The 16,865-nt window shown below is 57.0% G+C and carries 16 protein-coding genes and 1 pseudogene; 7 read left to right on the top strand and 10 right to left on the bottom strand.

The features are described 5' to 3' along the window. Nucleotide 1 precedes the first annotated feature (1 nt). From AC2FIC_RS07680 to AC2FIC_RS07655, 6 genes and pseudogenes are all read left to right on the top strand, one after another. Nucleotides 2–1,303: pseudogene (locus tag AC2FIC_RS07680) on the top strand (GH1 family beta-glucosidase); the annotation flags it as partial. A gap of 42 nt (nucleotides 1,304–1,345) precedes the next feature. Next, the gene (locus tag AC2FIC_RS07675) at nucleotides 1,346–2,326 is read left to right on the top strand and encodes a glucokinase (protein WP_496691630.1); all 981 of its coding nucleotides are present in this window, start codon (nucleotides 1,346–1,348) and stop codon (nucleotides 2,324–2,326) included. Between the two features lie 36 nt (nucleotides 2,327–2,362). Continuing rightward, complete coding sequence (locus AC2FIC_RS07670) at nucleotides 2,363–3,289, top strand: carbohydrate kinase family protein (protein ID WP_496691377.1); 927 nt, start codon at nucleotides 2,363–2,365, stop codon at nucleotides 3,287–3,289. A gap of 16 nt (nucleotides 3,290–3,305) precedes the next feature. Then, entirely contained in the window at nucleotides 3,306–3,971 is a 666-nt protein-coding gene (locus AC2FIC_RS07665) for a D-lyxose/D-mannose family sugar isomerase (RefSeq protein WP_496691378.1), read from the top strand. Nucleotides 3,972–4,098: 127 nt separating this feature from the next. Next, the gene (locus tag AC2FIC_RS07660; RefSeq protein WP_271948726.1) at nucleotides 4,099–4,368 is read left to right on the top strand and encodes a hypothetical protein; all 270 of its coding nucleotides are present in this window, start codon (nucleotides 4,099–4,101) and stop codon (nucleotides 4,366–4,368) included. A 9-nt stretch (nucleotides 4,369–4,377) separates the two neighbouring features. Beyond that, nucleotides 4,378–4,851, top strand: a complete 474-nt coding sequence (locus AC2FIC_RS07655) for a hypothetical protein (protein ID WP_496691379.1) — start codon at nucleotides 4,378–4,380, stop codon at nucleotides 4,849–4,851. A 3-nt stretch (nucleotides 4,852–4,854) separates the two neighbouring features. Here the strand turns inward: AC2FIC_RS07655 and AC2FIC_RS07650 are convergent, their stop codons facing one another. The 5 genes from AC2FIC_RS07650 to AC2FIC_RS07630 form a co-directional block, all read right to left on the bottom strand. Continuing rightward, the gene (locus tag AC2FIC_RS07650; protein WP_496691380.1) at nucleotides 4,855–6,027 is read right to left on the bottom strand and encodes an acetate/propionate family kinase; all 1,173 of its coding nucleotides are present in this window, start codon (nucleotides 6,025–6,027) and stop codon (nucleotides 4,855–4,857) included. Continuing rightward, nucleotides 6,020–7,414 carry a bifunctional enoyl-CoA hydratase/phosphate acetyltransferase gene (locus tag AC2FIC_RS07645; RefSeq protein WP_496691381.1) on the bottom strand — a complete coding sequence of 465 codons (1,395 nt, stop codon included), beginning with the start codon at nucleotides 7,412–7,414 and terminating at the stop codon, nucleotides 6,020–6,022. The genes AC2FIC_RS07650 and AC2FIC_RS07645 overlap by 8 nt, the downstream gene beginning before the upstream one ends. A gap of 520 nt (nucleotides 7,415–7,934) precedes the next feature. Further along, a complete protein-coding gene (locus tag AC2FIC_RS07640; RefSeq protein ID WP_496691382.1) occupies nucleotides 7,935–9,011 on the bottom strand; it encodes a helix-turn-helix domain-containing protein in 1,077 nt (358 codons plus the stop codon). A gap of 54 nt (nucleotides 9,012–9,065) precedes the next feature. After that, nucleotides 9,066–9,806, bottom strand: a complete 741-nt coding sequence (locus AC2FIC_RS07635; protein ID WP_496691383.1) for a hypothetical protein — start codon at nucleotides 9,804–9,806, stop codon at nucleotides 9,066–9,068. After that, the gene (locus AC2FIC_RS07630; RefSeq protein ID WP_496677248.1) at nucleotides 9,803–10,399 is read right to left on the bottom strand and encodes an RNA polymerase sigma factor; all 597 of its coding nucleotides are present in this window, start codon (nucleotides 10,397–10,399) and stop codon (nucleotides 9,803–9,805) included. Before AC2FIC_RS07630 ends, AC2FIC_RS07635 begins: the two co-directional genes overlap by 4 nt. A gap of 186 nt (nucleotides 10,400–10,585) precedes the next feature. Here AC2FIC_RS07630 and AC2FIC_RS07625 point away from each other — a divergent pair, with 186 nt between their 5' ends. Continuing rightward, nucleotides 10,586–10,780: a hypothetical protein gene (locus AC2FIC_RS07625; RefSeq protein WP_496691384.1), complete on the top strand. Its 195-nt coding sequence runs from the start codon at nucleotides 10,586–10,588 to the stop codon at nucleotides 10,778–10,780. A gap of 151 nt (nucleotides 10,781–10,931) precedes the next feature. On the opposite strand, the gene AC2FIC_RS07620 is transcribed toward AC2FIC_RS07625, so the two are convergent. The 5 genes from AC2FIC_RS07620 to AC2FIC_RS07600 are packed head-to-tail and all read right to left on the bottom strand — an operon-like array spanning nucleotide 10,932 to nucleotide 16,855. Next, nucleotides 10,932–12,443, bottom strand: coding sequence for a M81 family metallopeptidase (locus tag AC2FIC_RS07620; protein WP_496870120.1), 1,512 nt, complete (start codon nucleotides 12,441–12,443; stop codon nucleotides 10,932–10,934). Continuing rightward, nucleotides 12,443–14,089 carry an amidohydrolase gene (locus tag AC2FIC_RS07615; RefSeq protein WP_496691386.1) on the bottom strand — a complete coding sequence of 549 codons (1,647 nt, stop codon included), beginning with the start codon at nucleotides 14,087–14,089 and terminating at the stop codon, nucleotides 12,443–12,445. Before AC2FIC_RS07615 ends, AC2FIC_RS07620 begins: the two co-directional genes overlap by 1 nt. A gap of 11 nt (nucleotides 14,090–14,100) precedes the next feature. Beyond that, complete coding sequence (locus tag AC2FIC_RS07610) at nucleotides 14,101–15,024, bottom strand: oligopeptide/dipeptide ABC transporter ATP-binding protein (RefSeq protein WP_496691387.1); 924 nt, start codon at nucleotides 15,022–15,024, stop codon at nucleotides 14,101–14,103. After that, complete coding sequence (locus AC2FIC_RS07605) at nucleotides 15,021–16,001, bottom strand: ABC transporter ATP-binding protein (RefSeq protein WP_496691388.1); 981 nt, start codon at nucleotides 15,999–16,001, stop codon at nucleotides 15,021–15,023. Before AC2FIC_RS07605 ends, AC2FIC_RS07610 begins: the two co-directional genes overlap by 4 nt. Further along, a complete protein-coding gene (locus AC2FIC_RS07600) occupies nucleotides 15,998–16,855 on the bottom strand; it encodes an ABC transporter permease (RefSeq protein WP_496691389.1) in 858 nt (285 codons plus the stop codon). Before AC2FIC_RS07600 ends, AC2FIC_RS07605 begins: the two co-directional genes overlap by 4 nt. Nucleotides 16,856–16,865 lie beyond the last annotated feature (10 nt).

Below are 16,865 nucleotides of genomic sequence, written 5' to 3'. Positions count from 1 at the left end.
TATGATATACAACCGCACTGATTTCCCCAAAGATTTCCTCTTTGGCGTCGCAACTTCGGCCTATCAGATCGAAGGCCACGCACAGGGAGGGGCCGGGCAAACCCATTGGGATACCTTTGCCAGGACCCCCGGCAATGTTGTGCGAAATGAAAACGGGGATCTGGCCTGTGACCACCTGAACCGGTTCCCGCAGGATCTGGATCTGGTGCGCGATGGCGGCTTTGATTGCTACCGGTTTTCGACCAGCTGGGCGCGGGTGCTGCCCGAAGGCCGCGGTCAGGTGAATGAGGCCGGGCTGGATTACTATGATCGGCTGGCCGATGCGCTGCTGGAACGCGGTATCCGCCCCTGCGCCACGCTTTACCATTGGGAGCTGCCCTCGCCGCTGTCCGATCTGGGCGGCTGGCGCAATCGCGATATCGCCGGGTGGTTCGCCGATTTCACCGAGGTCATCATGGGCCGCATCGGCGATCGGATGTACAGCGTCGCCCCCATAAATGAGCCGTGGTGCGTCAGCTGGCTCAGCCATTTCGAAGGGCATCACGCCCCGGGTCTGCGCGACATCCGTGCAACCGCCCGCGCGATGCACCACGTCCTTCTGGCCCATGGCAGCGCCATCGACGCGATGCGGGGCCTGGGCATGTCTAACCTGGGCGCGGTTTTCAACCTGGAATGGGCCGAACCCGCAGATGACAGCCCCGAAGCGCGCCGCGCGGCTGATCTATATGACGGCATCTACAACCGGTTCTTTCTGGGCGGCGTTTTCAACAAGGCCTATCCAGACAACGTTCTGGAGGGGTTAGAGCCCTACCTGCCCGCTGGCTGGCAGGATGATTTCGACATCATCGGTACGCCGGTCGATTGGTGTGGTCTGAACTACTATACCCGCAAGTTGATTGCGCCTTCGGAGACCACCTGGCCCAGTCTGCAGGAAATCGCCGGCCCGCTGCCCAAAACTCAGATGGGGTGGGAGATCGAACCCGCCGCCCTGACCCGGTTTCTGACCCGCACCAAGCAGGATTACACCGGGGACCTACCGATTCTGGTGACGGAAAATGGCATGGCCAGCCCCGAACGGCAGCAGGATAGCGACCGGATCGACTATCTGAACCAACATCTATCGGCGGTACAGGACGCCTTGGCACAGGGCGTGCCGATCAAGGGTTACTTCATCTGGTCCCTGCTGGACAACTACGAATGGGCGCTGGGATATGAGAAGCGGTTCGGCCTTGTGGACGTGGACTTTCAGACGATGGAACGGACACCCAAGGCATCCTACACCGCAGTACAAAAGGCCCTGACGGGAGGCACCGTGTCCTTGCCGCTGGCGCAACCGGCAGGGGCCATGCACGACCATTGGAACCTCGTGGCCGATATCGGCGGCACCAATACGCGGCTTGGCGTGATCACCAATGGTGAGCTGACGGATCTGCGCAAATACCCCACCGGCAAGCTGCCCGAATTGCTCGAAGCCTTTCACAGCCTGCGCGACGAGATCGGAACCGACCCACGGGCCGTGGTTGCCGCCGGGGCAGGACCTGTCCGCAACGGTACAATCAGGCTGACCAACGCCCAACTTGATCTGTCAGAGGATGATATCGCTCAGGCAACGGGCGCCCGGCATACCTTTGTGATCAACGACTTCACTGCCGCTGCGTGGTCTGTTGCCGAAATTTCCCATGACAATGTTGAAGTCTTGCAAGGGGCCAAGCATCCACCGACCGGCACACGTCTGGTCGTCGGGCCTGGAACCGGGCTAGGTGTCGGATCGCTGCTATATTCGAATGGCCGCTATCACACGGTGTCCGGCGAAGGCGGCCATATCGGCCTCTCGCCCCGAAATCAGGACGAGGTCGAAATATTCAACGCCGCGCGGCAGGTAGCCCCCGAGTGTTTCTTTGACGACACCCTGACACTTGAGGCGGAAATGTTCCTCAGCGGTACGGGTTTGCCAATCCTCTATCAGGCCATCGAACTGGCAGGGGGTCGGGCAAAGGCCGAGCCCCGAACAGCGCGCGATATCCTTCAGGATGCACGCGACGGAACCGATGTCCATGCCGTCAAGGCCGCGCATATGTTCACCACACATCTAGGCGCGGTCATGGGCGATCTGGCGGTCGTCATGATGCCTTCCGGTGGCGTGTTCCTTGTGGGCGGCGTGGCCGAAAAGAACCGCTGGCTGTTCAAGGACGCCTTCCGAGACGCCTTTAATGCCGGAGGCCGGTTCAGCGAGTTGCGCCGATCCATGAACCTGTATGTCTCGGAACAGGATGAATTTGGCATTGTTGGCGCTAACAATTTCTGTAAAAATGCGCTAAGGCGGTAGTCTGACCGCACGTTTCAGAAACAGAAAGGTCCCGGCATGATCCTATGCTGTGGTGAAGCCCTGATCGATATGATCGAGACGCCCACGATCTCGGGCGAACTGGGGTTTGTGCCCCATTCTGGCGGTGCGATTTTCAACACGGCTATTGCCCTGGGTCGATTGGATACGCCGGTGGGTCTGCTGACCGGGCTTTCCTCTGACATGTTCGGGCAACAGCTTATGACCGCCCTCAAGGCCAGCCATGTTGACTCCGACCGGGTAATCCACTCGGACCGCCCGACAACATTGGCATTTGTACAGCTCAAGGATGGGCAGGCAGCCTACAGTTTCGTCGATGAAAACTCGGCCGGACGGATGTTGACGCCAGAGGATATGCCAACCCATCTGCCCTCGGTCTCGGCGCTGTATCTGGGCGGTATCAGTCTGGCTTGCGAGCCTTGCGCAGATGCCTATGCGGCGGTGCTTGACCGCTTTGGATCAGAGCGCGCCGTCATGTTGGACCCAAACATTCGCCCGGATTTCATCCGGGATCAGACCCGGTATCGCACCCGGCTGAACCGCATGATTGCGCAAGCGGATATCGTCAAGGTCTCGGACGAAGATCTGGACTGGATCATTCCGGGCCCAGAAAGCCTTGCTGAGAAAGTTCCGCTGTTGCTGCAGGCAGGACCTTCGGTGGTGATCGTCACCCGGGGCAGCGAAGGCGCGATCGGGTATCTTGCGGACGGGTCCGACGTTTCTGTTCCCGTAAAAAAGGTCGAGGTCGTCGACACCGTTGGCGCCGGTGACACTTTCAACGCAGGCGTCTTGTCCGCCCTAGATCAATCAGGCCACTTAACAAAACTCGAATTGCGCACATTGCCAGCAAACGCCTTGCGCGCAGCCCTTTCGAAAGGGGCGGAAGTCGCCGCTGTAACCGTCGCGCGCGCCGGGGCAAACCCGCCCTGGGCACATGAACTCTGACCCAACGAAGAAGCCGATGAAACGATCAGACATCAACGAAATCAAATCCGAGGCCGAGGCCTTTATCCGTTCCTTTGGCGCGGTGCTCCCGCCCTTTGCGGATTGGTCGCCCGAGAAAATGCGCAGCGAACAGGCCGCCGGTATCCGTGAACGCGGGCTTGGGTGGGACATAACCGACTATGGCCAGGGTCGGTTTGACGAACTTGGCCTGTTCCTGTTCACCCTACGCAATGGCGATGTCAGCGATCTGAACAAGGGGCAAGGCATGCTCTATGCCGAGAAACTGCTGGTGTCGCGGGACAAGCAGCTTTCGCCGATGCACCGGCACATCGTCAAAGCCGAGGATATCATCAACCGGGGCGGTGGCGATCTGGTGATGGAAATCTACGCCTCAGACCCTCAGGGCGGCATTGACCGCGATACCCCTGTGACCGTGCCTAGCGACAACTGCCCTGTGACGCTTCGACCTGGCGAACTGCTGCGGCTAAAGCCCGGTCAAAGCGTGACCTTGATGCCGGGTATCTGGCACGCGTTCTGGGCGGAAAAAGGCGATTGTTTGATTGGCGAAGTGTCTACCGTCAATGACGACCGAACCGACAACGTCTTCGAACAGCCGATCCCTCGCTTTGCGACAATCGAGGAAGACGCCATCCCGGATTTCCTGCTGGTTGCGGATTATTGACATTGGCGCATAGGCGCGCTGGCACCGGCTTTGTACCCGATAAGCCCCTTTTACTAAATCGGAAAATCAGTCTACCATGGGCGATACTGGCACGCTGATAGTGGTCCGCCGGGAAGGAGCCTGAGCAATGGTGACAAAAGCCGAGCTTGAAACAGAGATCGCAGAGTTGCGACGGCAACTTGCCAAGCAGCCAACGACAAAAAACGCTTCGCCAGATAAAGGGGCTGACGCCCCGCCGCACGAAACCATCGCCGACCGGCTTACAGATAACCTCGAATCCTGGTCCACACAGCTTGACGATATACTTGAGGAATTCGAAGATCTGCCGCACAGAAAATCAATTCTGTTTGCCGCTGGTATTTTTGCCCTAGGCTACATGCTTGGCCGGTCACGCTAGGAGACGCCCATGAGCCGCATATCCCGCAATGTCTCAGTCATTTTGCGCGCTGAACGCTTGATCGCACGCGCACAGCTTGCGATCTCCGTGAAACGGGCCGGGTTTTACATAGCCGCCGGAGTGGCGGTGGGCCTGGCGATCATCATGCTGAATCTCGCCGGATTTTTCTGGCTTTCCGCGACCCTGTCGAAACCCGTTGCTGCGATACTTGTGGCGGGGAACAATCTGGTACTTGCTTTGGTTCTGGTTCTGCTCGCCAATTCGATAAACCAACACGGCGATGCCTCGGCCGCAGTCGAACTTCGGGATATGGCGCTGCAAGACATTGAATCCGAAATCAGGGAATCCCTGGCCGAGGTCCAAAACACCGTAGCCGGAATTCGCCGCGACCCGGTTGGCGTACTGGCGCCCGAAGCCATCACGGCCTTGCTGAGCATGCTGCTGAAATACGCCCGGCGCCGGAAAGAAACGCCAAACGAATAAGACCTATTCCAGAAAATTTACCGCAGCCCGCGCGATCACCATCTCCTCATTTGTGGGGATCGTCAGAATCCGGACACGGCTGAAATCCGTGGACAGAACTGTTCCACCATCGGCATTCCTGGCGTGATCCATTTCGATCCCGATCCATCGCATTCCATCACACACCATCTGCCGGATCTGGGCCGCGTTCTCACCAACGCCACCGGTGAAGACAAGCGCATCAATCCCCTCAAGTGCGGCGGACAGGGCGCCAAGCTCTCGCCGGATACGGAAGACGTAATAGTCGATTGCCTTTCGGGCTTCGGGCGTATCAGCGGCCAACAACGTGCGCATATCCGATGATATCCCCGACAGGCCCAGCAGGCCGGATTTTCTGTACAACATTTCGGCAATCTCTTCTGCGGTCATTCCGTCCTGCTGCAGCATATACAGCACGACACCTGGATCCAGCTGACCGCAGCGCGTGCCCATCGGCAACCCGTCAAGCGCCGAGAACCCCATGGTCGAAGCCACAGCGCGCCCACCTGAAACCGCACACATGGATGCCCCGTTTCCAAGATGGGCGATAACCACACGGCCATCATACAGACCCGGTGCCGTTTCTTTCAGCTTGTTCGAAATGTAGTCATAGCTCAGCCCATGGAACCCATAGCGGCGAACGCCTTTGTCATAGTAGCTTTTCGGCAAGGCAAAGGTGTCGTTTACCCACGGATGGGTGCGATGAAACGCCGTGTCAAAACAGGCAACCTGAGTTGTTCCGGGGAAGGCAGCGCTGGCTGCACGAATACCCGAAAGACTGTAGGGCTGATGCAAAGGAGCAAAGGGAATAAACCCTTCTAAAGTGTTGATGACGGTGTCATCCACGCGCACAGGCTCGGAATAGACCGTTCCCCCATGCACTACGCGATGACCTATTGCGCACACATGAATGTCAGGAAGATATTCCCGCGCCATTTCAAGAAATGCGTGGATCGCTTCATCATGGCTTTTGGTGCTCGACAGGGGACGATCTACTGATCTGCCGCCTGCCGACTGGGCCAATAGGCGTGGTGCATCACCTAAACGTTCTATTTGTCCGCGCCACCGCATGCTGGGACGGTTGTCATCAACCAGTTCGTACAGCGCGAATTTCAGTGATGAGGACCCGGCGTTCAGTGCCAGAACATGGTCAGCCATGGAGTTTGCCTTTACTTGCATATGCATGAAGCGCCGCCACCGCGCAGGACGCCAGACGCGAGTCGTCATCATCCGAACGCGAGGTCAGGATAATCGGAGCAGCAGCCCCGACCACGATCCCTGCCGCCTCGGCATGAGAGATGAATGTCAGCTGTTTCGCCACCATATTGCCTGCTTCTATGTTTGGGGCGACAAGAATGTCCGCAGCACCAGCCACCTCGGACGTAATCCCTTTGGTGCGTGCCGCATTCAGATCGACCGCGTTGTCCATAGCCAGGGGGCCGTCAACCAACCCTCCTGTGATCTGACCCCGTTCGGCCATCTTCGACAGCAAGGCGGCATCAACTGACGACGCCATGCGCGGGTTGATCGTCTCAATGGCTGAAAGCACGCCTACCTTTGGGGTCTCAATCCCGATGGAATGTGCCAGATGGATCGCATTCTGAACAATATCAGCCTTGGTTTCGAGGTCAGGGGCAATATTCACGGCCGCGTCAGTGACCATGATCGGACGCGACATCCCCGGAACATCCATAACAAATATATGTGACAGCCTTCGCCCGGTTCTCAACCCGTTTTCGCGGCGCAGAACCGCGCGCAACAAGTCATCGGTGTGCAAATGCCCCTTCATCAGTGTTTGCGCCCTGCCCTCAACCACCAGGTCAACCGCGCGATGGGCGGCGGCTTGGTGGCCATAGGCCTCGATAATTTCAAATCCGGACAGATCGGCACCCAGTGCCTCGGCTGCGGCAGCGATCTTGCCGGGATCACCCACAAGGATCGGCGTGATAATGCTGTTGCTATACCCCAGCAAAGCACCCCCCAATGAGTTTGGCTCTTCAGGTGCAACAACAGCAGTTGGCATCGGGTCAAGGGGTCTGGCTTTCGCCAGCAGCGCTTCGAAATGTCGGTGGCGTTGTACGATAAGTCCCGGCACCTCGATCGAATCGAATTCCATATGCTTTGCGGGCGGCGTGACTCGGACATCTCCGCTCAGGACCAGGGTGCTGTCGCCAACACGCCGAACCTCGGCGGTGCAGATAACATCACCATCGTCAGATTTTTCTGTAACCCGAACAACTGCGGTCAACTCATCTCCGGCCAGAACGACCGCGTGAAACCGCAGATTGGCCGCTCGGGTCTGGGTTCCCGCGCCCGGCAAAATATTCCCCAAGACGGCCGCCACCAGACCGGCGGGCCAAAGCGCAGGGGCCACCGCCTCGGGGTGTCCGTCGCCGTCACCGTCATAGGCCGCCAGATGCAGAGGATTGTGATCCCCCGATGCCGAGGCGAATGCGTAAAGATCGTCAACCGTGCACAATCGTGTCAGCTGGGCTTCGTCTCCGACCTCGAGCTGTGAAAAGGTTCGGTTTTCCTGGATCTTCATTTGGTCAGGCCTTTTTTCAGACGGTGCATCGGCATGCCTCGGAATTGGCGGCGGGTCGGAGCGGGGCATTCTCGGTCACTATTCGACCTGCGCCAAATCCTCCAGATCGGATGACGGATCCATACCTTCGCCAATAACACGTTAACCTACCTCTAGCCGATCCTCTGCTGACGGCAATAGGCCGGACAATGTTTCAACAGCCCAATTTAAAATGATGGTTTGTTCGACAACAGCACTGCCCGGACCCTCCGAAGGAGTACTGCGCCTGAGGTGGCTTGCCATCCACACCGTCAACCAAGAATAGTTTTCACAAATTGCGAGTTAAACTTTTGATTTAAGAACCACTTTTGACATATATACGATCCGGCCAAACACTTTGCCGCCCTTAGACCTGTTTCCACTAGCCAGTAATGCGGGGGCAAAAATGGGACGGGCATTCACGTCTGCACAGGCAAAAACCTGCGGAAGCTGGTATTCAATGCGGCAGACCGGGCATATTGGTCTGATGACCCTGTTTGGGCTACAGCGCCGCTGTCCAAACTCTGTAACGTCCTTGCCCTGTCACCTCGCGGATCAAGCCCCTCCGGCTGAAACGGTCAATGTTGCGCTGAACCGCAGCGCGTGAGGCTTTAGTCAGCTCTTCCGCCAATGGGGCCGAAACCATTGGCCAAGCCGTAAACACGTCGATCAGTCTTGGTGGTGTGCGCCCGCTCAACTCTGCAGTGGTCTCTCTGGCGCGTTGCTCCCAGGCGCTGACCCGGTCCAGGTGCAGCAAGGCGGACAATACCGCCTGCCCTGTTCCCCTGATCCAGGTAGCAAGCTTTTCTGATGGTTCACCAACACCTCTCAACGCACCCGGACCCGACAGAACCAAGGGCATGAACACAGCCCCGCCCCGCCCCATCTTGGCCGCATGACGGGCGGCAATGATTGCAGCCTCGGTATCCTGTCCGATGCCTTGAGACAGGGCCCGCCAGGCATGAAAACCGATGGCGGCCTGCGTCACCGGGTGCAGCCCCTCGGAATTGCGCATGACTTCGGCAAGATCGGCGATGGCTTCGGGGACTTCGTCAATCCCCTGCGCAATTCGATCTAAAAAGGCTGTCAGGCCGGTCTCCCACCCGCCATCCGATGGCGCGGCGCCGGATGTTAGCCGCCGTACGGCCCAACCCGCGCGGTACAGGGCCTGCACATCATCCCCGGTTGCACCAATGCGAAGCCCGGTCCAAAGCGCCAGCCGATCAACGCTGATCCGGTCGCCGGTCCACCATCCCAAATCGGATACATCCATCAGCGCCAGCCGGTGTGTCCACCCATCCGGACCGGCGCGCAAACGTTCGTCCAAGGCGCCAAAACTAACTGCCAGATCGGCCAGTTCCAACGACAGATCTGCCTGCGCCGCACGCCAGTCCCTGGGATCAAACAAAAGACTGCGGTCGACCCTTGGACCGGGCGGCAGGAAATCCTCGACGGCCTCTTCGTCAGGTGGCAGGAACCACAGATCATCCTCATCAGCGTCGTCATCATCATAGATGCTGCGCGGGCCGAGGGGGTCCTCGTCCTCATCCGGATTGGGAATGACGGGTGTGGTGGTCATGTCCGCTATATTTCTGGTATTTCCGCAGGTTCACAAGGCGTTTTTGACGCCACCTCAGCTTGCAAAGGTCGCGGTCAGAATATCCAGCTTACTTTCCAGGTCAGTCTGATCGCTGTCACCAATCAACATATAGCCATAACCGTCTTTGGACCAGGTGGCCGTCGCCAACCCGCTGAGCACTGCCTCTTTCAAATCCTTGCTTGGCGCGCCTTCACCCTGACGAATGACACAGAAGGCAAAAGGCTGGCCCTGTTCATTCGCAAAGACCACTTGAACCAACGGTTTGCCCCTGAAAGACAACACCTGCGCACGCTTCAATTCCATCCCCGGCAACGCCTCAAGAGTGTCACGTCTCAAGGACAGACCCAGCTGTGCCTCGGCCTGATCAAACTGAGTTGTCAACGCCTGTTCCGAGCTGTCCATCCCCGCGATCGTGTCCGCCGCATATAGTGATTGATAGATCGCCGCCTGCTCAGCCCACCCCATGGGCTGAGGCCTGGTTACCAAATATGTGGCCGACACAGAAATCACCGCGACAGATGCAGCTACGGCCAACAGGCGCAGAGGACCGCTACTGGTTTGTATCTCGGCATTTGGGTCAGGCAAAACCATCCGGGGCATCTCGGCCGGGACATGTTCAAACACCGCTTGTACCACCGGTGCGAATGGATCAAGCCCCATCAGGCGCGCCTCAAGCTCGGGTTCGGCCGCAACCGCAGCTTCTATCGCCTGGGCCTCGGCTTCATTCACTTTGCCTTCCAGATACGCTTTGAGAACTTCATCGGAAAACTTCATTTGCGACTCCGTCGAACGGCATCTGCCGCCTCATGCTGCATCACGACTTTCAGTTTTTGTCGCGCATTGGACAGCCTGCTCATGATCGTTCCTATTGGCACCTCCAGCAATGCTGCGGCCTCGCGGTAGCTATAGCCTTCGACATAGACCAGCATCACCGTTTCTCGCTGTGCTTCTGGCAACTGCATCACTTGGGTAAACACTTCGGCGGCGAATATATTCGTTTCCGAGTCCGGTCCGGATGCAATCAGCTCTGACTCTGGGGTCAACGACAGTGCCTGCGCTTTTCGGACCGAGCGGGCACGCAGCTCATTCAACCAGATTGAACGGCAGATCGTCATCAACCAACTGTCCAACCGCTCAAATGACGTGACCTGGTGGTGGCGTTCAAGCGCACGCAGGCAAGTAGCCTGCAACAGATCATCGGCCACATCGGAAGCACCCGACATGGCAAGCCCAAACCGCCAGACGCGCCTCGAATGCGTCTGGATCGCGCCGCGCACGGCCTGCTCGGAACTCAATTCACCGACCATAGTTTGCTTCACGACCTCTATCATTTTCACGAACCAGGTTCGCTGGGTCAGGCCTGACATACCCTGCGCGGGAAAGAAATGGAACTTATGTTGAAAAGGAAAGTACCATGCTGTCTTTAAAATTGCCCGTGATCTGATCGGAAATCCGCAGGCTCTGATCGAAACATCCTCACTTGGAACGGAGTCTACATCCAGACAGCCGGATCAAGGAGATGGGTTTAGGTCACTAAGATACACGTACATAACATGTTCGACATGCAGGCTTCGGTCGATTTGATGCTTGCGATCAAGGACACGATGAAACCCCTCGTCGATCAGGGCATGTCCATGGATGAAGTCCTGGCGCAAAATCCGTTATCCGTCTTTGAGAAGTTCGCCTGGTTTCACATTCCAACCGAGCGGATGACGATGATCATCTATTGTCTGCTGGCAGAGAGCTGAAACTCTCTTGGCCGAAATCACCACCTAGACTTTGGCCGTCGAGAATAAGGGCACAATGCGAGGCAGTTAACCGCCTCGCTCAAAACCCCACACAGCCCGCAAAAGGCGCGCTTCACAGATGATAATGGACCCGCAAGATCAGCGGAATTCGCTAGCCTGTGCCAGTTGAGGCAACGGTAGCGCAGCGAGTGTTAACCAGCCTTCTGGAGATACAAGTGTAGGGGATTTCTTCCAGGTTGCAGAGAAAGGCACCTGGCGAAGAAACGGAACAGATATTTCCTGCAATAGGTTCGAAGTCCGCTCGGAAATGTACGGTGCTTTTTACACAGATAACCGCGTAGTTCTTTGGGTCTAGTCCGATATGAGTAAAATGTGCGCGATCAAGACATTGGTTCCGTATACTTGTGACAACAAGGTCAATACTTGCCTCGTGCCCAACCAAACGTAGGGCAGCTGTCTCGCCCAGCGTAGCTATCCCACCGCCATACATTTTTCCGGTATAGCGACAAAGGCCATCGCCCAAAGCCAGAACTTCAAACTCTGCTTTGACTGGAACGTGCCCAGCCAAGTTGGACTTTGCACCGACCGCAAGTTTTACCCGTGCACCTTCTCCGGCCTCATGGGCTTGTTTTGCACTTTCAGGGTCATGGAACAGACCCATTAAGACACTCTTTGTCCCGCCCTCAATCAGTGCTGCCAGCAGGCCAGTAGTATCTGATGTCCCGCCCGCACCAGCGTTGTCCTGGACATCTGCGACAACAATGGGTTTTCCCCGCCTCTCGCGACATATCGAAACCGTTTCCTCTAGAGACAACATTGAACAATCAAGATCGGCTTCGCGAGATACGAACAAATGCACGACTTCTTCCGCGGCAGCAGCAGCTTTCTGGGCGGTGGCCGCGTAGGCAAGACATGATGGGCCTGTGTCTGAGAAATCCGCCGCGGTGAAGCCGAGGGCAATTTCTGCCAGAATTTCCTGCTTCTCAAATCTTTCGGGCAACTGATAGATCTCGCTGAATGGCTTGGAGCCCGTATGTTGCGCATGCAGAGGGATGAGGTAAGGCACCGGTTGGAAAGCCTTGTAGAGCGTTTCGCCCGCTAGCAACCGCTGCAGGACAGGAACGCATCGTGCGCCCGTTTCCGCCATATCCAAGTGGGGATAGGTTCTGAAAACAGACAAATAGTCTGCATTGTCGACCATCTCAGCCGAGATGTTGGCGTGAAGGTCCAAACTTGCGACCACTGGCACTTCGAAGCCCACAACTTCACGTACACGACGCAGAAGCTCTCCCTCACCGTCAGCGAGGCTTTCGGTGACCATTGCCCCATGGAGATCGAGATAAACGCCATCAATGTCGCCCACATCCCGGATGCGATCCAACAACATCTCGCAAATTGTTTCGAATGCGTGATCGGTTACATGTGCAGACGGCTCGGCAGAACACCACAGGGTTGGTGCGACTTCAAATCCTGCTGCCGCTGCAGCCTTCGCAAAACCGGCGATAGGTAGGTTCATGCCAAACGTTTCCGATATCACCTGCGCACCGTGCAACATGCCGGGCCAGGAATCGGCCATCTCAAACTCGTGCAGACCGGCCTGCGTCACACCAAAGCAATTAGTTTCATGCTGAAAACCCGCGATCGCAATACGCTTGGTCGCCATCATGTGTGCTCGATTTCTTGTTCGGCATGGGGTGCAGAAAAAACACTTTGGCCATTGCGGATCGTTTCAAGCACCCGCGTATCTGTCAAGCGGTCCGGATCGTGCAGTGGATTACGCGAAAGGACAACAAAGTCAGCAACTTTACCCGGTTCGACAGAACCGCGCTGCTCGTCCTTGAAGACTTGCCAAGCAGCGTCGATGGTCTGAGCGCGTAAGGCTGACAGAACGCTGATCTTCTGATCTTCACCGAGCACGCGACCAGAAACGGATTTTCGATTTACCGCACAGTGGGCCAGATGGATCGGACGCGTCGGCGTGACCGAGGCATCATTGTGGATTGTATATCGCAAGCCAAACCGTTCAGCAGACGCCGCAGGGGATATCCGCTCGGAGCGCTGCGGCCCCAAGAATGTATCGTAGTGGCGATCACCCCAAAAATGTATATGAGCCGGAAAGAAGCTGACGGTGAGTTCAAGCTGGGCCATACGCTCCAACTGATCATCCCGCAGAGCCTGACCGTGGATAATGGTGTGGCGATGATCTTGGCGAGGATGCGCAATAAGCGCCTTTTCCACCGCATCTATGAACATCTCGGCACCGGCATCACCATTGCAGTGGCAATGCATTTGGAAGCCCTTGCCATGGAGTTTTCTGACGTCGGCATCTAACTGTTCTTGTGAGGTGTAAACCATCCCACAAGGGTGACAGGGATCGGACGGCTTGAAATACGGGGTAGACAAAAACGCGGTCTGCAACTGAAAAGCCCCGTCCGTGAACAATTTGCGCGGACCCAGTGTGAAATGCGGGTTGCCGGGCCAGTTCGTACCGATCCAATGCTCGGACAATTCGGGTTCCAGACTTCCGACGGGTAAGAGCTCAATGTCTATTCCCGGATCCAGATCCGCGGGCTGGCTGGCAAAGTGTTCCAACATGGTTTGCGACGCCCAGGCGTTTTGGGCATAGGTCACACCATAGGATAGGTATTCGTCACGACAGGCCTCAAAGCCTTGCCAGAACCTTTCGCGGTCGATCAGAAAATCAGTATCGCCCATCTCGCCCATGGCCGATAATCCTTCGATCAATCCCGTCAGGGCTCCGGTCTCAGGATCACGGCCAAAGCGGCCGCCTTCTGGATCCGGTGTTTGACAGGTTAACCCGCGCCTCTGAAGGGCAACAGAATTGGCTACGCCACAGTGCCCCGACGCATGAATAACCCAGATTGGATGACGCTGTGATACATCGTCCAGCTCAGCCCGCGTGGGCATGCGGCCTTCGCGAATGGCAGTATTATCAAACAACACGCCCATGACCCACTCACCCTCGGGCGTCTCGCCAGCCTTTTCCCGAATCCTAGTCAACGCCTGCGCCATGTGTTTGCAGTCCCCTAAAGGAGGCGAAGATAAGTCGACACGGAACAGCCGTATGAACCCTGGATCCGGGAAATGCCCGTGCGGGTCGATAAACGCCGGCATCAGTGTACGACCCTGAAGGTTATACTCATGTGAGTCAGCCGGCATGCGTGCGCGCAGATCTGCTTCAGCACCGACGGCCTGAATTCTTTTGCCCTCGGTCAGAACAGCCTCTGGAGAGGAGTTCTGTGCATCCATAGTCAGGATTGTGCCGTTAAAATATAGTGTGCTTGGCATTGGGTTTCCTACTACGACAGCGGGGCCAGACAACGCAGCCCGTGGCCGCCATTTACTTCCCATTCCGGAGTCTGGGTGCAGATATCCTTGGCAAAGGGACAACGCTCGCGGAACTCACAACCGGACGGGCGTTTGAGCAAACTGGGGGGCTCACCTTTGAGAGCAATCCGTTCCAACCGCGCATCCGGGTCCGGCTCTGGGTTGGCACTCAACAGGCAGCGGGTATAGGGATGGCGCGGCTCGTTAAAGATGGCCTCGGTTGTACCTTCTTCAACCAATCGGCCCAAATACATGATGCCCATTCTGTCAGCCACATGGCGTACGACGCTAAGGTTATGCGTGATAATCACCATCGCAAGCCCCAGCCTTTCGCGCAGGTCGTTAAGCAGGTTCAACAGCTCGCCCTGAACCGACACATCGAGACCTGCAGTGGGCTCATCCGCAAGGATCAATTTGGGTTCCAGTGCCAGTGCACGTGCCACTCCCACACGCCGAGCTTGGCCACCAGATAGCTGATAAGGATAGCGGTCCGCGAAATGCGTGGGCAAGTTGACCATTTCCAAGAGGCGCTTGGCTTCGGCGTCCATGTCACGGTCCTTCATGCCCTGAATGCGGTAAGGCTCGGTAATCAGACTGCGGATGGTCAGACGCGGCGACAGGCTTCCAACCGGGTCTTGAAACATCATCGCCATGTCTTTGCGCAACGGGCGCATGACACTTTCGGGTGCGCCCCGAATTTCCTGACCTTCGAAGGTGACCGAGCCATCTTGCGCAGGTGCTAGCCCGGCAATGGCGCGAATGACCGTGGTTTTACCAGACCCACTTTCACCAACAAGCGCGTAAGTCTCTCCGGGTTCTACGGTAAAGCTGACACCCGCCAGTACATTGACCGGGCCATAGCTGGTATTGAGGTCCTCAACGTTCAGCAAGCTCATGATGCGACCTCCTGATGGTTCAGCCAGCACGCAGCGTGATGGCCTTCTTTCAATTGATCCAGTGGCGGCACTTCGGTGGCGCAGCGCGCCATGGCCTGATCACAACGATCCCTGAAAATGCAGCCACCCGGCAGGTTGGCCAAGTCGGGCACTTCGCCGGGGATGGTTGGCAATACACGGGCACGCTCTTTGATGTGACCGGGGTCGCATTCGATCAGTCGGCGTGTGTAAGGGTGTTTAGGATTGTGAAAAATCTCCCGCACGTCCCCGCTTTCAACAACTGCGCCAGCATACATCACAACAACCCTGTCGCAGAGTTCTGCGATCACGCCCAAATGGTGCGAGATGAACAGGATGGCACAGTGAAACTCGCGCTGCAGCTCTTGCAGGCGCTCAATGATCTGCACCTCCAGCGTCGCATCCAGTGCAGTTGTCGGCTCATCCGCAATCAAAAGATCAGGTTCGGACATCAACGCCATCGCGATGGCGATCCGTTGACGCATCCCGCCAGAGAATTCATGCGGATATTGCGCCAGACGCGCCTCAGGGTCAGGAATGCCAACAGCGCCCAACAATTTGGCCGCGTGCGCCAACTTGTCAGCCTTGGACTGTCTGGATCGGTGCTGAATATCCAGCATCTGCTGACCGATAGTCAGAACCGGGTTGTGCGTTTGCATCGGATCCTGAAAGACGATGGATATATCCGCCCCGCGCAGGTCCCGCATGTGCCGATCAGAAGCTTGCAGCAAATCCTTCCCCTTGAACCTAATTTCTCCTTCACGGAACCGGGTATTGGGCGCGGTCAAACGCAGAATGGATGAAATCAATGTGGATTTACCACAACCGGACTCTCCCACGATGCCAACGATTTCGCCTTTGTTGACGTTGAATGTGATGTCCCTCAATGCCCTGAGGTCGCCACGGCCTGTTTCGTAATCGACGCAAAGCTGGTCGATTTCCAGAAGTGTCTCGGTCATCGCTGTTTCCTCAGTTTCGGGTCAACTACATCGCGCAGGCTTTCACCCAGAAACGTGAAGCCAAGCGTTGCCAGAATGATCGGCAGGCCTCCGCCAACAACCAACCAAGGAGTTTGGCGGATCAGGGAATAGCCATCCTTAAGCAAAGAACCCCAGCTCGGGGTCGGAGGCTTAACGCCCAGACCCAGGAAGGACAGGCCGGCCTCAAGCGCGATGACTGTAGGGATATCCATTGCCGCCAACACAGCCAGAACGCCAATGATGTTGGGCAGCATATGAACGCCTAGAATGCGCGCCATGCTGGCCCCCATTGAACGTTCAGCCAGGATGAACTCAGAGTTGCGGAGTGTCAGCGTTTGGGTCCGCGCCACACGCCCATATGTTGGGATCGAGGTCGCCATGACGACAAACACGACCGTCTGCAGACTGGGCCCGATCAGGGCCACAACGGCCAGCGCGAACATCACTGTCGGAAAGGACCGGATGGTATCGAAGAACAGCATTAGAAGATTATCGAGCCATTTCGGCCCATACCCTGCAATCATGCCCAGTGTCAGGCCAATCGCCATTGCTCCGAACACAGCGGGCAATGCCACCTTGAGCGCTACTTGGCCCCCCGCGATGACCCGCGAAAACGTATCGCGCCCTAACTGATCTGTGCCCAGCAGGTGTGCTGTGGACGGTCCCTGCAAGCGGGATTTGATATCCATCGCAATCGGATCATAGGGTACGATCCAATACGCAAAGATTGCGCAGAAAACGATGACACCGACGATGATTAAGCCCATGAGACCAAGCGGGTCGCGCGCAACGCCGACTATGATCTGGCCCATTTCGGAACGAGATTTTTCCATGTGCCTGCCT

The organism is Ruegeria sp. CDSC079 (assembly GCF_059610505.1).
Note: the sequence above shows the minus strand (reverse complement) of the source record. Positions and strands in the feature narration are given on the sequence as shown.

Coding starts and splice junctions, on each gene's coding strand:
- AC2FIC_RS07675 (WP_496691630.1), top strand. CDS start 1,346: ATGCACGACCATTGGAACCTCGTGGCCGATATCGGCGGCACCAATACG.
- AC2FIC_RS07670 (WP_496691377.1), top strand. CDS start 2,363: ATGATCCTATGCTGTGGTGAAGCCCTGATCGATATGATCGAGACGCCC.
- AC2FIC_RS07665 (WP_496691378.1), top strand. CDS start 3,306: ATGAAACGATCAGACATCAACGAAATCAAATCCGAGGCCGAGGCCTTT.
- AC2FIC_RS07660 (WP_271948726.1), top strand. CDS start 4,099: ATGGTGACAAAAGCCGAGCTTGAAACAGAGATCGCAGAGTTGCGACGG.
- AC2FIC_RS07655 (WP_496691379.1), top strand. CDS start 4,378: ATGAGCCGCATATCCCGCAATGTCTCAGTCATTTTGCGCGCTGAACGC.
- AC2FIC_RS07650 (WP_496691380.1), bottom strand. CDS start 6,027: ATGGCTGACCATGTTCTGGCACTGAACGCCGGGTCCTCATCACTGAAA.
- AC2FIC_RS07645 (WP_496691381.1), bottom strand. CDS start 7,414: ATGAAGATCCAGGAAAACCGAACCTTTTCACAGCTCGAGGTCGGAGAC.
- AC2FIC_RS07640 (WP_496691382.1), bottom strand. CDS start 9,011: ATGACCACCACACCCGTCATTCCCAATCCGGATGAGGACGAGGACCCC.
- AC2FIC_RS07635 (WP_496691383.1), bottom strand. CDS start 9,806: ATGAAGTTTTCCGATGAAGTTCTCAAAGCGTATCTGGAAGGCAAAGTG.
- AC2FIC_RS07630 (WP_496677248.1), bottom strand. CDS start 10,399: ATGTCAGGCCTGACCCAGCGAACCTGGTTCGTGAAAATGATAGAGGTC.
- AC2FIC_RS07625 (WP_496691384.1), top strand. CDS start 10,586: ATGTTCGACATGCAGGCTTCGGTCGATTTGATGCTTGCGATCAAGGAC.
- AC2FIC_RS07620 (WP_496870120.1), bottom strand. CDS start 12,443: ATGGCGACCAAGCGTATTGCGATCGCGGGTTTTCAGCATGAAACTAAT.
- AC2FIC_RS07615 (WP_496691386.1), bottom strand. CDS start 14,089: ATGCCAAGCACACTATATTTTAACGGCACAATCCTGACTATGGATGCA.
- AC2FIC_RS07610 (WP_496691387.1), bottom strand. CDS start 15,024: ATGAGCTTGCTGAACGTTGAGGACCTCAATACCAGCTATGGCCCGGTC.
- AC2FIC_RS07605 (WP_496691388.1), bottom strand. CDS start 16,001: ATGACCGAGACACTTCTGGAAATCGACCAGCTTTGCGTCGATTACGAA.
- AC2FIC_RS07600 (WP_496691389.1), bottom strand. CDS start 16,855: ATGGAAAAATCTCGTTCCGAAATGGGCCAGATCATAGTCGGCGTTGCG.